This is a genomic window from Gammaproteobacteria bacterium (genome assembly GCA_028817255.1).
Classification (GTDB): Bacteria; Pseudomonadota; Gammaproteobacteria; order Porifericomitales; family Porifericomitaceae; genus Porifericomes; species Porifericomes azotivorans.
The window spans coordinates 14,317-29,315 of sequence record JAPPQA010000027.1; the positions used below are offsets into that span (position 1 = coordinate 14,317).

A 14,999-nucleotide genomic window follows, 5' to 3' on the forward strand; every position below is an offset into this window, starting at 1 on the left:
GAAAAAATAAATTTTTATTTAGGTTTATAAGAATTAATTAATGGATAAACTTAGTATTAGTGCCGGGGCAATGCCATTGTTGCGCTCCTTGCGGGAGGAACAGGAGTCACTGCGGATTGCGGTTCATTCGCCTCCTGGCGGCGCTGCGATCATAGATGCCGGCATTGAGGTCCCGGGCAGCCTGGAAGCAGGCAGACGTATTGCGGAGATCTGTTTGGGGGGGCTGGCCCGGGTAGATATACGGGCAGGTGCCGGGCTGAGGCATTGGCCCTGGGAGGTGGACGTGCGTAGCGCCAGCCCCGTCGTTGCCTGCCTGGGGAGCCAGTATGCCGGCTGGAAGCTGTCTCACGGTAGCGGCAAGGATGGTTTTTTCGCCCTGGGATCGGGACCGGCCCGGGCCTTGGGCAGCAAGGAGCCTTTGTTTCAGGAATTGGGCTACCGGGACCGGGCTAGCGAGAGCGTTCTGGTATTGGAGACGGATCGTTTGCCCCCGGAAGAACTGGTGCTGGAGATTGCCGAGGCATGTAGTTTGCGGCCGGAGTCCCTTAGCTTGATTCTGACCCCTACCACATGCCTGAGCGGCGCTGTGCAGATTGTCGCCCGGGTACTGGAGACGGCCTTGCACAAAGCGCACGAACTGCGCTTCCCGCTGTCCGGGATCGTGGACGGCATGGGCAGCGCCCCCCTGTGTCCGCCGGCCCCGGAGCAGCTCGTCGCTATGGGCCGCAGCAACGATGCCATCCTCTTTGCCGGCCGGGTACATTTGTTCGTCGCCGCCGGCGATGAGGAGGCGCGGGAACTGGCCGAGCGGCTGCCCAGCAGTGCCTCGCGCGATTACGGTAAACCTTTTGCCCAGGTATTCCGAGAGGCGGAGTTCGACTTTTACCGAATAGACCCGATGCTGTTCGCCCCTGCTTGGGTGGCGGTCACCTCCCTCGTCACGGGCCGCACTTTTCACTCCGGCAGGCGGGACGAGGAGCTGCTGGACCGTTCTTTCGGCTCTCCCGGCGGTGTCTAGCGAGGTCTCCGGCCGCCATATCGTCGTCTTTGCGGAGGAGATCGGCTGGCATGGGCGCCGCCTGAAGGAGGCATTTGCCCGCTTGGGCGGGCGCGTTTCTTTCCTTTCCCTGAGCGATTGCCGCCTGGAGTGGGGCGCGGGGCGCCAGGGACTTCATTTGCCGGGGCGGCGCCCGCGGATGCCGGCAGGCGTGCTGGTGCGCGGTATCCCTACAGGTACTCTGGAGCAGGTGATCCTGCGACTGGACTTGCTGCACGACCTGCAGGCGCGGGGAATACCGGTATGTAATCCCCCTCGCGCGATCGAACACACGGTGGACAAGGCCATGACGAACATTCTTTTGCGGCGTGCCGGTTTGCCTACCCCCGCTACCTGGATTTGCGAATCGGAGCGGCAGGCGCAGGAACTTTGCGAACGGGAGTGGGAGGCCGGCAGCAAGGTGGTCCTCAAGCCGTTGTTCGGCTCTCAAGGCCGGGGGTTGCGGTTGCTGGAACCTGGCGTACCTCTGCCAAGGGAGGGAGAATCGGAATTCCGCGGGGTCTATTACCTGCAACGGTTGGTCGAGCACGCTGGGGAGGAAGCGCGCGATATCCGCGTATTGGTGATCGGCGGTCGGGCGCGCGCCGCGATGCTGCGGCGCAATACATGTTGGATTACCAACCGGGCCCAGGGAGGACGTTGCGAACCGGTTCCCTTGGAACCCCGGCTTTGCCGTTTGGCTGAGGCGGCGGCACAGACGCTGGCGGTGGATTACGCGGGGGTGGACCTGATTGCTGGGGCGGACGAGCGGCTCTGCCTGTTGGAGGTGAACGGCATCCCGGCTTGGCAGGGGCTGCAGCGCACCTGTTCCCTGGATATCGCTGCCTTGTTGGCCGGGCACATGCGGGCCAGGATGCAGACGGCGGGGACCTGGGCTTGAGGCGGGAGAGCGGGAGTCCGTCGGACACCCTGCCGGCCGCTCCGCCGGGAGTCGCTATCGCGCCGCGGCTAGTGCGCGCCTGCTTCGCGGCGGATGTTATGGCGCTCAAGCCGGGCAACGTCAGCCGCTATGCCGCTGGCCACGGGATGCGGGCAGAGGATTTCCTGCGTAGCGGCACTGTGGTCAGTCCGATTCTTTGCGAGCGCGCCCGGTCGGTGGGGGAGCGTATCTTGCGGGCCGTGCAGGCCACCATGCGGCAGGTGGGCTGCAACACGAACTTGGGGATGCTGCTACTCTTCGCCCCGCTGATTCGGGCAGCCGAAGAAGCGCCGGCAGGCGGGTTGGCGGGCCTGCGGCAGGCGCTGGCGAAGACCCTGGCCGATCTGCGGGGAGTGGAGGGGGAGCGAATTTTCCGCGCCATTCGCGAGGCCCGGCCCGGAGGGCTGGGCAGCAGCCGGCGCTACGATGTCCGCTCCGCCTCTGGTCATGAACTACTGGAGGCGATGCGCCATGCCCGCCGCCGCGACCGCATTGCTCTGCAGTACGTGAGCGGCTATGAGGACATATTTTCCTCCGGGATTCCCTGTTTTTCTAAAGCGCTGGCCCGCTATGGGGATGTAGAGTGGGCGTTGACAATGTGTTATATTGAGTTCTTGTGCAGCTTCGCCGATAGTCACGTATGTCGCAGGCACGGAAGGGCGGCGGCCGAAGCATTGTGCGGCAAGGCATTGAGGATGCGGCAGGCATTGCTGGTCCGCGAAGATCCTCGGGATTGCCTGCCCGCGTTGTTGCAGCTTGACGGTGAGCTGAAAGGGGCGCGCATCAATCCTGGCACCAGCGCCGATTTAGCGGCGGCCAGCCTCTTGGCTTGGCGCCTGGTGCACGGAGACGGCGCGTTACCGCAAGATACTGGTAACGATAACTGTCATGGAGGGAAGTGAAAATGGCAACGATAGACAGAGTGCTGGTCGGCGAGGCCCTAGTGGGAGAGGGCAACGAGGTCGCCCACGTGGACTTGATCATGGGGCCGAGGGGCAGTGCCGCCGAATCGGCTTTCTGCAACGCGATCACCAACAATAAAGACGGCTTTACCAGCCTTCTGGCGGTGGTCGCTCCCAACCTGCCGTGCAAACCGCACACGCTCCTGGTTAACAAGGTGACGATCAAGGGGGCAAAGCAGGCGGTGCAGATGTTCGGCCCGGCGCAACGGGCGGTTTCCATGGCCGTCATGGACTGCGTCGAGGACGGCACCATTCCGGCGAACGAGGCGGAGGACATATTTATCTGTGTCGGGGTGTTCATCCACTGGCTGGCAGAGGACGACAACAAGGTCCAGGACTACAATTACGAAGCGACCAAGCTCTCGATCAAGCGCGCGGTAGGCCAAGCCCCCAAGGCGTCCGAAGTGCTGAGCAAGCGCGGTAGCGCCGATCATCCTTTCCAGGCCCACTCCTGAGTCGCGCCGGTAACCGCACCTCTGAGTCCAGTGGCGTTCTTTCCTATGTAAAGAACGTCGGCAGTTACTACGGCCCTACGGCCCGTATAGCTGCGCAGAGACCGCGGTTACGGTTTGCACTCAATGTTGTTTTGTCGCCCCGGCCCTGCCGGGGCGCTTTTTTTTGGGAATTCCAGATCCAAAGCCGCCACCGCGGACCGGCGTTCCAAGATGCATGAGAGCACCCGTTCCGGGGCGCTATCGGGCAGCAGCCGTCAATGAACGCACGGTGGTGGTTCTCGGCCGCAAAAACCCTGTGGGGAGGCGGCAGTCGTGCATGTGCGGGGGCATATTGCCAGCGGCGTGAGACACGGATTCATGGCCGGTTCCATAATTCATGCTTCAAGCGCCGCTAACTCCGCGGGAGACACTTGGCGTCGGTGCAGGGTGGTGGCCGCCAAGGCGCCGGCAATGCCGAATTGGCGCAGGGAGCGCAGATCGGCCGCGTCGCGCACCCCTCCGGCTGCGTACAGCCTGTTTGCCGGGAGCCGCCTGGACAGCCGGCGCAACAGTGGGCGGTCGGGGCCCCGATGCCTGCCGACGCGGTGCAATGCCATAACGATAATCTCTTGCGGCCAGATTTCTGCCCGGGCAAGCCAGGCAGCGCCGCCCAGCAGCCGCCCAGCACGGAAATCCAGCGACAGGATCGCTTTCCGCCTCTCTTGCTGAGACAGTTTTTCCGGCATCAGTTTCGACTCGCTGCCCAGTACGCGCCGCAGATTGTTGCCGAAGGGCAACGGCGCATTCCCGCAGTCCAGCCAGAAGCTTACCTGTGGGAAGCGCCTCGCCAGGACGGCGATGCAATCCGTCTGGCCGGGCCCTCCTTGCAAGGCATCCAGGTCCGCAAGGTAGAGCCGCCGGAACGGGTAGTAATCGAGTAGCGCCGCCACCACCGTAGCGGCCTCTGCGCCGCCACACAACTCCGAATGCAATGGCGGGTAGTCGGCGCGGGCGCCGCCATGGGCATGCACTGCCTGGCCGGCGCACAGGTCAACCGCGGGGATCACGATCATGGGCGGCTCGTACAACGCTCACTTTTTGCCTCGCTACTGCCTTGTCGCATTGCTTGTCTCTTCTTTTCCCCGTGGCGGGGCGGCGAGCCGGTTCCCCGCCTTGCCCGGGTCATATACGGGCCTGTGCATGGGCCGGGTGCGTAGCGTTCCCGCCATTTCCCGGCGAATGCGCTCGCGCGCCAGCCTTACGTAGGGCGTGCATACCTCGGCGCCGGCGCCCCGCCTGTTGTGCCTGAGCGCCGCGACGATACTCGTTCCCGTCCCCAGGAACGGGTCCAGCACCCAATCGTTTTCGGCGGTCATCGAGAGCACGAGCCGCTCGATTAACTCTGCCGGGAACTGGCAGGGATGTTCGGTTTTCTCCACATGGTTGTTTTTGACATTGGGAATCGCCCACAGGTCGCCCGGGTTTTTCCCCAGGGGGTTGCAGGAATATTCGCCGGCCCGGGGGCCCCTGAAGTATTTCTTGCCGGGATATTTTTGGGGAACCCGCACCGGGTCGAGGTTGAAGATATAACGGTCGGTTTTGGTGAACCAGGCGATCGTTTCGTACCTCCCGGAAAAACGCTTGTTGCAATGCAGCCCATGCTCGAAATGCCAAATAATGCGATTTCTCATCTTTAGGCCGCGGTTCTCGAATAGTGGGTATAGCGCCGTGTCCAGCGGAACGATGGCCCCGTCCCGCACGTAGTTGCCGACTTGCCAACAGATGCTGCCGGCCGGAGAGAGAACGCGAATGCATTCCCCGATGACCGCATCCTGCTGTTTCAGGTACGTATCCAGTCGCAGCTTTTTTTCGTATTCCTTGCCCAGGTTGTAGGGGGGCGATGTAACTACCAGCTGGATGGATTCGTCGGGGACCTGTTTGAGCAATTCCCTGCAGTCCCCCGGGAACACGACCGCCCGTCCGTCGGCGGCGAAACGCTTGCGGATCGGAAAAAGCGCGGGCATTTGCGCTATATCGTGTTGGCCAGGGACCGCCGCATGGCTCGCTTCGTTTATCCGCCTGCCGGTAATGCGAGTCTATCGCAATAGGGCCAAAAGCCGCCGCGCCGCTGGAAACCGGGGCGGGCCGCTGGCGCGACGGCCCGCCCTGGCGGAATAAGAAGGCCTGGCATCAGACAGGCAGGCGATACCAGGCAAGGACCGAATTCCCTTTCGGTCAGCGATCATTGCTAGTCCCAGTTCAGCGCGCCACCGCTCTGGTACTCTGTCACCCGTGTCTCGAAGAAGTTTTTTTCCTTCTTAAGATCGATCATCTCGCTCATCCAGGGGAACGGGTTGGTTGCGCCCGCGTACTGTTCGGGCAGGCCGATCTGGGCACAGCGACGGTTGGCAATGAATTGCAGGTAACCAGAGAACATCCGGGCATTCAGCCCCAGGATCCCCCGCGGCATGGTGTCGTGGGCATAGCGCGTCTCCAACTCCACGCCCTTGCGGATCATCTCGACGCTTTCCTGCTTCATTGCGTCGTCCCAAAGCCGTGGATTTTCAATCTTGATCTGGTTGATGACATCGATCCCGAAGTTCATGTGCATAGATTCGTCGCGCAGGATGTACTGGAACTGTTCGGCGCAACCGGTCAGCTTGTTGCGCCGGCCCAGGGAAAGCACCTGCACGAAGCCTACGTAGAAGAAGATGCCCTCGAAAATTACATAGAAGGCGATCAAATCCCGCAGTAGTCGCCGGTCGGCGGCCAGGGTGCCGGTGTGGAACTCAGGGTCGCCCAGGCTGTCCGTGTAGCGCATCGCCCAGGCGGCCTTGTCGTGTATGGAGGGGATCTCGCGGTACATGTTGAATACCTCCATCTCGTCGAGTCCCAGAGATTCCACGCAGTACTGGTAGGCATGGGTGTGCACCGCTTCCTCGAAGGCCTGGCGCAACAGGTATTGCCGGCATTCCGGATTGGTAATGTGGCGATAGACCGCCAGCACCAGATTGTTGGCTACCAGCGAGTCGGCCGAGGAGAAAAAGCCCAGATTACGCTTGAGGATGGTGCGTTCGTCTTCGCTCAGGCCATTGGGATCCCGCCACAGGGCGATGTCGGCGTTCATGTTGATTTCCTGCGGCATCCAATGGTTGGCGCAGGCGTCCAGGTACTTCTGCCAGGCCCATTTATACTTCAGGGGCACGAGTTGATTGAGATCGGCGCGGCAGTTGATCATTTGCTTGTCGTCCACGGTGACGCGCCGAGCGCCAAATTCCACTTCCTCCAGGCCGGTTACGCCGCTACTGCCGCGGTTGCCGCTGCCCTCCTGGGCGGCGGGGGCGGGCGCGTCGGTGTCGGTCCATGGCCGTTCGGGTTGCGGCGTCGCAGACGCCGTGTTGTTCCATTCCAGCATGATGTTGTCCTCCTGGTTCCCCTAGTTATTGACAGGATTCGCACTCGCCGTCGTGCAGAGCGCAGACCTCCGGTACGGTCTGTACCGAGTTCAATGGGTTGGCGTCGCGCCGCCCCTTCTCCGTGGTGCTTTTTTCGACATGGGTGGCGCCGATGCTGCGCAGATAGTAGGTGGTTTTCAGCCCGCGCCGCCATGCCAGTTTGTACAGTTCATCCAGATTTTTTCCGTCAGGGGCGGCCGCATACAGGTTCAGCGACTGCGCCTGATCCAGCCACTTCTGCCGCCGAGCCCCCGCCTCTACCAGCCAGCGTGAATCGATCTCGAAGGCGGTGGTATAGAGTTCCTTCAGGTTGGCAGGGATGCGGTCCGCTTGTTGCACACTGCCATCGAAGTACTTGAGATCGTTGACCATAACTTCGTCCCACAGACTCAATTTCTTGAGATCGCGCACCAGGTAGGGGTTGACGACGGTGAACTCGCCGGACAGATTGGATTTGACGAACAGGTTCTGATAGGTAGGCTCGATCGATTGGGAGACACCGCAGATGTTCGAGATCGTCGCCGTTGGGGCGATCGCCATGCAGTTTGAGTTGCGCATCCCAAGCTGCCGCACCCGCTCCCGGAGGGTGTCCCAGTCCAGGGTCCGGTCCGTGTTGACCTCCAGGTACTCGCCCCGGTCCCGGGCCAACAGCGAGATAGAATCTATGGGCAGGATGCCCTGGCTCCACAACGAGCCTGGGAAGCTGCTGTAAGTGCCGCGCTCTTCCGCCAATTCAGAGGAACTTCGGATCGCATAGTAACTGATTGCCTCCATGCTGCTGTCGGCGAACGCTACCGCCTTTTCGGAGGCGTAGGGGATGCGCAGTTTGTACAGGGAGTCCTGGAAGCCCATTATTCCCAGGCCCACGGGGCGGTGCCGCAGGTTGGCCTGGCGCGCCGCCCGCACCGTGTAGTAGTTGTAGTCTATGACGTTGTCCAGCATGCGCATGGCGGTGCGCACGGTTCTCTCCAGCTTGGCATGGTCCAGCCCCTGCTCGTTGACGTGTTGCGCGAGGTTGACCGAGCCCAGGTTGCAGACGGCGATCTCGTCACTGGAAGTGTTCAGCGTGATCTCCGTGCACAGATTGGAACAGTGAATGACCCCGGCATGCTGTTGGGGGGAGCGCAGGTTGCAGGAATCCTTGAAGGTAAGCCAGGGATGGCCTGTCTCGTAGAGCATGGTGAGCATCTTGCGCCACAGGGCGACGGCGCGGATGCGTTGGCAGTTACGCAGCTTCCCTTCCTGCGCCCGTTGCTCGTACTCAAGGTAGCGCTGCTCGAACCGCAAACCGTAGAGGTCGTGCAAGTCGGGCGCCTCGTTCGGGGAGAGCAAGAGCCACTCCCCATCCTCGCAGACGCGCTTGAGAAACAAATCCGGTACCCAGCAGGCCGTGTTCATGTCGTGGGTGCGCCGCCGATCGTCGCCGGTATTTTTCCGCAGCTCCAGAAATTCTTCGATATCCAGGTGCCAGGCCTCAAGGTAGGAGCAAATGGCCCCTTTGCGTTTGCCGCCCTGGTTGACCGCAACGGCGGTATCGTTGACTACCTTGAGGAACGGCACGACTCCCTGCGACTGGCCGTTGGTGCCGCGGATATGGGCGCCCATGGCCCGCACGTTGGTCCAGTCGTTGCCCAGGCCGCCGGCGTACTTCGACAGCATGGCATCGTCCCGGATGGCGCTGTATATGCCCTCCAAGTCGTCCGGCACGGTGGTCAGGTAGCAACTCGAGAGCTGCGGGCGGCAGGTCCCCGAGTTGAATAGGGTAGGGGTGGAGCTCATGAAGTCGAAAGCGGACAGCAAGCGGTAGAACTCAATGGCATATTGATCCCGTTCCACCTCGTGGAGGGCGAGGCCCATCGCTACCCGCATGAAGAAGGCCTGGGGCAATTCCAGACGCACTTCTTCGCGGTGGATAAAGTAACGGTCGTAAAGAGTTTGCAGCCCCAGGTAGTTGATCCGCAGGTCGCGATCGATGTCCAGAGCGGCGCCGAGCTTTCCCAGATCGTATTGCTTAAGCTGCGGGTCCAGCAATCCGGTCGCTACTCCCTCCTCAATGTATTTGGAGAAATACTCCGGGTATAACTCTTTCATTTCCTTGCGGGTGGGGGAAAGCGGCCGGTCCAGAACATGGCTTACGGCCTCGCGGCGCAGACCGTGCAGCAACAGCCTGGCGGCTACGTAGGAGTAGTTCGGCTCCTGTTCGATCTGAGCGCGGGCGCCCATGACCAGCGCTGTCTCCAGCTCGCTTATGCTGGCGCCGTCGTACAAGTTGTCCAGCGCCCCGCTGAGGACTTGCTCTGCGTCCACTGCCTCCAGTCCCTGGCAGGCCTCGGCGACGATGGCGCGCAACCGCTTCTTGTCCAGCGGTTTTCGCTGACCGTCGGGGAAGAGTACGGTCAGGGAAGGGCTCTTCCCTCCCTTCTCCTTGCCCTTGCGACGGGCCCTCTCGCGGGCGCGGTCTTCGCGGTAGATAACATAGGCGCGCGCGACCTTGTGTTCTCCTGCCCGCATTAAGGCCAGCTCGACCTGGTCCTGAATGTCCTCGATAGCCAGCGTGCCGCCAGTAGGATAGCGGCGGTGCAGAGCCTGGACCACTTGCCGGCTTAACCGCTCCACGGTCTCGTGGACCCGTTTGGAAGCGGCCGCGTTCCCTCCCTCCACGGCCAGGAAGGCCTTGGTCACGGCCACTTCGATTTTGCTGGTATCGAAGGGAGTGACCTTGCCGTTGCGCCGGATTACCCGGGATTGGCCCGGACGATGCGCCAGGAGCTCCGCCTCGTCGCCCGTAAAATCCTGCCGTTTCTCCCAGCCGGGAGCTGCCTTTGCTCCTGCTCCCGACCGATTTTCGGAAAGTGTAGTCATCTTCTATACCCCGTATCCCGAACCGGCCATATCCAGAACCAGTCTTTGCTTGACTGCGTCCCCCGGTTTCCGGTTGCCCTGGTTCCCAATAGTGGACATTGCGCCAGTGTAGCGCCACTATATCTTGTGGTCAACCCGTCCGGAAGAGGCAAATATTGTGTTTATTCCCGTGGAAACCCTGGGGAGGGTCTGTGGACAGGATGGGTATGGCGCGCATGGGAGGCCGCTGGCCGCTCCGGGGCGCTGTCTAGTTGCGTCCCGGGGGGGCGTCCAGGACGATGCTGCTGTTCCCGGTTCGGCAATTATGCCGAAGGCCCTTGACGGCTTGGCGTGCGCCCGCTGCGTCCGGCCCTGAAGGCGCCGGTCTTACGGCGAAGCGGCAGAGGAGGAAAGGGTTGAAGGGGTCCAGTCCGGGCGACGGTACTCTATTGCCACGGTGGTCTGGATGCCGCCGCGGGCGTTAAAGCGGGCGGTGAGATGCAGGAAGCGTGGCGCCAATACCGCTTTCAGGTCGTCCAGGATGCGATTGCTGACCGCCTCGTGGAAGGTTCCCAGGTCGCGATAAGAATGGATATAGAGCTTCAACGACTTCAGTTCGATGCAAAGCGCTTCGGGCACGTAATCCAGTTCGAGCACGGCGAAATCGGGTTGACCCGTGCGCGGACAGAGGCAGGTGAACTCGGGGATGCGGATGTGCAGGGTATAGTCCCGCTCCGGCGAGGGATTAGGGAAACACTCCAAAATCTTGCGCCTGGTTCTTGCTGCTGTTTTCTGCTCTTTCGCACTCACGTTCAGCCACGCTTTGCTATGCCGTTACGACCCCTCCCGCAAGGGCGGCGTCCGTCCCATTTGCATACTTATTATCCCACAGGCCGTTCCGGGGGGCGATCCTTGCCTCCCTCCCGGTAAGCCGGTATTTTGTCAGGCCATGCGGTTACGCCAGCTTCGTTTGTCAGGCTTTAAGACCTTCGTAGATGCCACTGCCCTGGACTTGCGGCGCCCCCTGACCGCCATTGTCGGGCCCAACGGTTGCGGCAAGTCCAACTTGATAGACGCCGTGGCCTGGGTTCTGGGGGAGAGTTCCGCCCGCCACCTGCGCGCCGAACTCATCTCCGAGGTCATTTTTTCCGGTTCGCGCAACCGCCAGCCGGCCGGACAAGCTGGCGTCGAATTGCTCCTGGATAACAACGAGGGGCGCTTGGGGGGGCGTTTCCTCTCTTACCGGGAGGTCTCCATCCGGCGACAGGTGGACCGCGAGGGGGTTTCCAGTTATTTCCTGAACGGGACCCGTTGCCGCCGACGGGACATCACTGCCTTGCTGCACGGGACTGGCCTGGGACCGCGCGGTTACGCGATTATTGAACAGGGAATGGTCTCGCGCCTGATCGATGCCGGACCGGACGCATTGCGAGCGCATGTCGAGGAAACCGCCGGCATTTCCAAGTACCGGGAAGACCGCCGGGAGGCTGAGGGGCGCATCCGCAGAGCGAAGGAAAATATACTGAATTTAAGTTACTTACAAGATGAAGTGAATAAACAGATTAAAGAATTAGAGCGGCAGGCCGCGCAGGCGAAGCGCTATCGGCAATTGTGCGACCGGGAGCGGCAATTGCAAGGCGAATTGTTGGCACTGGACTGGCAACGGCTGAAAGAGCGGTTCCAGAGTTTGCACGGGGCCTGCCAGGAACTGGAACTTGCGGCCGAAGGCGAGCGCAGCCGTCTGCGCCATCTGGAGGCGGAACTGGACCGGGTGCGGCAGGAAAGCGCGGCTTTCAACCGGATTTGCGACGACTTGCAAGGGCAGTTCTACCGTCTGCACTCCGAGATTTCCCGCTGGGAGCAAAACCTAAAGCATGGCAGGGAGCGCATTGCGGCGCTGGAAGAGGAGTCGAAACGAAATAAGGTCCTGCTGGCGGAGGAAGAGGCGCATTGCCGGGCCGAACAGCAGGAACTTGATTCCCTGGAAGGCCAGTGCCGGAAATTGCTCCCTTTGCGGGAGAAGCGGCAGCGCGAGCGCGAGCGGGCGCAGGCGGCGCTACAGGAAACGGACCGTCTGTTGCAGGAAGGACAGGAAACCTGCGATCGTTGCAGCGAAAAGGCGGGCGCCCTGACGCGTGAGGAAGAGACAGCCCGTACTCGCTTGGAACATCTCGCCGCCCGCAAGCGTGAGGCCGAACGCCGTAGCCAGGAGCTCCAGGGAGAGCTTCGGGAACTCGATCCGCGGGGGCACGAGGTTCTCCTTGGTCAGGAACGGGAACAGCTGGCGCGGGTAGAGCGGGAGAGAGAAGAGCTGGGCTCCGCGGAGCGAGATACCCGCCGTACCCTGGCGAAATTGCGCGCCTCGGTCGCGGACCTGGAACAGCGCCTGGACAAGGAACGCGCCGCCCACCAGGAGATGCATTCCGCGCTGTCTTCCCTGCAGGCGCGTCAGCAGGCAGCGCTCGGCAGCGATCAGGAGCAGGTCAACCAGTGGCTGGAGGAGACGCAGCTCGCCGCCGTACAGCGCCTGGGCGAACGCTTGCAGGTGGCGCCCCGTTGGCGCCAGGCGGTGGAATTAGTGTTGGGAAGATACTTGCAGGCGGTGGAGTCGCCCAGCCTGGAAGGGGTGTTTCCAGCCCTGGATCGGTTGTCGGCGGGCGTGGTGGGCGTTTACCGATTGCCGTGCCCCGCCGCGCCCCCGGATGCGAAAGACAACGGGTTGCCTCCTTTGCTTCGCTACATAGAGACTCCGGAATTTCCCGCGGGCTTGCTTGCCGGCGTGTTCGCCGCCGAACATACGGAGGCGGCGCTGGCTGCGCGTCAGCGCCTGCAGCCGGGGCAAAGCGTCGTGACGCCAGATGGTCTTTGGTTGGGGCGCGACTGGTTATGGCTGATGCGCCGCCGCGGCGATGAAAGCATTTTGGAGCGGGAGGTCGAACGCAAGCGCTTGCAGCAAGACTATGCCGAGTCGCGGAAACGCTATCGCGGGCTGGAAGAGGAGTTGGCGCAGTTGCGTTGCGAGGCCGCGCGCCAGGAAGCCGCCTGCCAGGAATTGCGCGAGCGGCTGCAGGTTTGCCAGGAAGCCTTTGGCGAGCGACATTCTCGCCTGGCTGCCGACCGGGCCCGACGGCAGCAGCGCCAGGAACGCGCTGAGCGTATCGGGCGGGAACTCGAGAAGCTTGCGGCGGAAGGGGCCGCGATCGGAGACGAACAAGAAAAGCTGCGGCAACTATTGTCATCCCTGCAGCCGCGTAAGGAGAAGTTGGAGCAGGAACGCGAACGACTTTTAGAGCGTCGGCAACGGCAGCGGGACGAATTGGCGGCGGCGCGGCAGCGTTGGCAGGCGAGCGGCGATGCGTTGCACGAAACAGACCTGCAGTTGGAGTCATTGAACTCCCGAAAGGAGTCGCGGCAACGGGCCTTGAAGCGTCAGCAACAGGCGCAGCAACAGCTGGCGGTGCGCTACCGGGAGCTACGCGCCGATCTGGAGCAGGCCCGGGCTCCTCTGGCCGGCTGGCAGGAGCGGTTGCAAAAGGGGCTGGAGCAGCGCCTGCAATTGGAGCGGGAGTTGCAACAGGGGCGTGAGAAGTTGACTCGGCAGCAAGAGAGCCAGCAGGCGCAGGAGCGCCAGCGGGCAGAGTGCGAGAACCGCCTGCGCGAACAGGAGGCCGCGGTGCAGCAGGAGCAGCTCGCCGTCGGCGAAGCCCGGGTCCGCATGGAGGCGGCAGCAGAGCGGTTGACCGCGTTGGACGGCGTTGGCACCCCCGAAGAAGTCCTGTCCGGCCTGGAAGAGGGTGCCGATCCCGCGCTTTGGCAACAGCGCTTGGACAGAATACAGCGCCGAATCCAGCAGTTGGGCACGGTTAACCTGGCGGCGGTGGAAGAACATGCCCGGTTAACCGAGCGGCAGCAGGAGCAGGAGCGCCAGTACGAGGATCTGCAGCGTGGTCTGGAGACCTTGGAGCGCGCGATTCGTCGTATTGATCGGGAGATGCGGAAGCGCTTTCAAGATACCTTGGAGAAACTGGACGGGCACTTGCAAGACTTGTTCCCTCGTCTGTTCGGCGGCGGACAAGCGCGGTTGGAACTGATCGAACCCGGGCAGGCCGAGTCCGGGGTGGCGATCCGCGCCCGGCCTCCGGGAAAACGAGGGGAGGCGATCCACTTGTTGTCCGGAGGAGAAAAGGCTTTGACGGCGGTAGCTTTGCTCTTCTCCATCTTCCGTTTGAACCCTGCGCCGCTATGTTTGCTCGACGAGGTGGACGCGCCTCTGGACGATGTCAATGTTGGCCGCTTCCTGGAGTTGGTGCGCTCCATGACGGATACGGTGCAATTCGTTTTCGTTACCCACAATAAGATCAGCATGGAAATGGCCGATGCCCTGCTGGGAGTTACTATGCGGGAACCGGGCATTTCGCGCATCGTCTCTGTAGATGTCGGAGAGGCCGTCGAGCTGGCTGCCACGGCCTAGCGTACCGAGCGATGGACGGCAGTTTGCGTTTCAGTCTCCTGTTGTTGGGGCTACTGCTGTTGTTGGGGCTCTATCTTTGGGGAGCCGTGAAGGGGCGCCGCGATAACCGCCGTCTGCCGGGCAGGTCGCATGGCGACAACGTGCACGGGCGGCGGCGAGAGGAAGAAGGTTCTGGTTCCGCGCGGCGGCAGACTCTTGCCGAACTCGGCTCTTTGATCCACAGCAGTCGGCAACGGCGCCGGGGGACACTCCCGCCGCTGGCATCGGCGCCGACCCGGCCTGGCGCCGGCGGCCCCCTTAATGACGATGTCACCCGGCCTCCTGACGACAGGGTCTTTGCCGATGCCGCCCCTCCTGATCTCCCCTATGACAAGGCGGACGATACGATCACACAAGCCCCCGCCCCCTCCTCCGGGAGCCTGACGGACAAAGAAGAGCTGTTGCTCGTCTATGTAACCGCACGCGGAGACAGAGCCTTTACCGGTACGGAGATCGAGGAGGCTCTGGAGTCTGCCGGATTACGGCGCGGCGCCCTGGATATCTTCCACTGTTGCGTCTCGGTGGAGAATACGCAGGCCATGCCCTCGTTCAGCGTAGCCAATATGTACGAACCGGGGACCTTATCTGCCGCTGAGTTGCCTCGCCTGCGCACCGGCGGCCTGGTGTTCTTTCTGCGCCTGCCGCATCCCGATGGCGTGGAATCCCTGGCACGGATGTTGGAAGGGGCGCACACAGTGGCCCGTCAGCTTGGCGGAGAACTTTCCAATTCTGAGGGCGAGGCGCTCACTCCAGAAGGCATACAGCAGCTGCATCGGTATGCCGAACAGGCTTGTCGTCCATTGCCGACCGCGGAGCGGTAA

Annotated in this window: 10 protein-coding genes and 1 pseudogene; 6 read left to right on the top strand and 5 right to left on the bottom strand. The window is 62.3% G+C overall.

Features of this window, described 5'->3' with window-relative positions; translation table 11 throughout:
* Positions 1-40: 40 nt before the first annotated feature.
* From mch to fae, 4 genes are all read left to right on the top strand, one after another.
* Positions 41-1,018, top strand: coding sequence for a methenyltetrahydromethanopterin cyclohydrolase (gene mch, locus OXU43_01320; GenBank protein ID MDD9823811.1), 978 nt, complete (start codon positions 41-43; stop codon positions 1,016-1,018).
* Positions 1,011-1,937, top strand: a complete 927-nt coding sequence (locus OXU43_01325; protein ID MDD9823812.1) for a RimK family alpha-L-glutamate ligase — start codon at positions 1,011-1,013, stop codon at positions 1,935-1,937. Before mch ends, OXU43_01325 begins: the two co-directional genes overlap by 8 nt.
* Positions 1,938-2,008: 71 nt before the next feature.
* On the top strand, positions 2,009-2,878 hold the full coding sequence (locus OXU43_01330; protein ID MDD9823813.1) for a triphosphoribosyl-dephospho-CoA synthase: 870 nt from the start codon (positions 2,009-2,011) through the stop codon (positions 2,876-2,878).
* Positions 2,879-2,880: 2 nt separating this feature from the next.
* The gene (gene fae, locus OXU43_01335; protein MDD9823814.1) at positions 2,881-3,393 is read left to right on the top strand and encodes a formaldehyde-activating enzyme; all 513 of its coding nucleotides are present in this window, start codon (positions 2,881-2,883) and stop codon (positions 3,391-3,393) included.
* 374 nt (positions 3,394-3,767) lie between these two features.
* On the opposite strand, the gene OXU43_01340 is transcribed toward fae, so the two are convergent.
* From OXU43_01340 to queF, 5 genes and pseudogenes are all read right to left on the bottom strand, one after another.
* A complete protein-coding gene (locus OXU43_01340) occupies positions 3,768-4,460 on the bottom strand; it encodes a HisA/HisF-related TIM barrel protein (GenBank protein MDD9823815.1) in 693 nt (230 codons plus the stop codon).
* An 18-nt stretch (positions 4,461-4,478) separates the two neighbouring features.
* Positions 4,479-5,396 (bottom strand): site-specific DNA-methyltransferase, encoded by a 918-nt coding sequence (locus tag OXU43_01345; GenBank protein MDD9823816.1) that lies wholly within the window; start codon positions 5,394-5,396, stop codon positions 4,479-4,481.
* Between the two features lie 224 nt (positions 5,397-5,620).
* Entirely contained in the window at positions 5,621-6,787 is a 1,167-nt protein-coding gene (locus tag OXU43_01350) for a ribonucleotide-diphosphate reductase subunit beta (GenBank protein ID MDD9823817.1), read from the bottom strand.
* Between the two features lie 25 nt (positions 6,788-6,812).
* Positions 6,813-9,602 (bottom strand): annotated as a pseudogene (locus OXU43_01355) (ribonucleoside-diphosphate reductase subunit alpha).
* Between the two features lie 453 nt (positions 9,603-10,055).
* Positions 10,056-10,433: a preQ(1) synthase gene (queF, locus tag OXU43_01360; protein MDD9823818.1), complete on the bottom strand. Its 378-nt coding sequence runs from the start codon at positions 10,431-10,433 to the stop codon at positions 10,056-10,058.
* 184 nt (positions 10,434-10,617) lie between these two features.
* Between queF and smc the strand changes: the two genes are divergently transcribed.
* Positions 10,618-14,139, top strand: coding sequence for a chromosome segregation protein SMC (gene smc, locus OXU43_01365; protein ID MDD9823819.1), 3,522 nt, complete (start codon positions 10,618-10,620; stop codon positions 14,137-14,139).
* 11 nt (positions 14,140-14,150) lie between these two features.
* Positions 14,151-14,999, top strand: coding sequence for a hypothetical protein (locus tag OXU43_01370; protein ID MDD9823820.1), 849 nt, complete (start codon positions 14,151-14,153; stop codon positions 14,997-14,999).

Bases quoted from the DNA above. Each gene is read 5' to 3' on its own strand.
- mch (MDD9823811.1), top strand. From the start codon at position 41: ATGGATAAACTTAGTATTAGTGCCGGGGCAATGCCATTGTTGCGCTCC.
- fae (MDD9823814.1), top strand. From the start codon at position 2,881: ATGGCAACGATAGACAGAGTGCTGGTCGGCGAGGCCCTAGTGGGAGAG.
- OXU43_01345 (MDD9823816.1), bottom strand. From the start codon at position 5,396: ATGCCCGCGCTTTTTCCGATCCGCAAGCGTTTCGCCGCCGACGGACGG.
- OXU43_01350 (MDD9823817.1), bottom strand. From the start codon at position 6,787: ATGCTGGAATGGAACAACACGGCGTCTGCGACGCCGCAACCCGAACGG.
- smc (MDD9823819.1), top strand. From the start codon at position 10,618: ATGCGGTTACGCCAGCTTCGTTTGTCAGGCTTTAAGACCTTCGTAGAT.
- OXU43_01370 (MDD9823820.1), top strand. From the start codon at position 14,151: ATGGACGGCAGTTTGCGTTTCAGTCTCCTGTTGTTGGGGCTACTGCTG.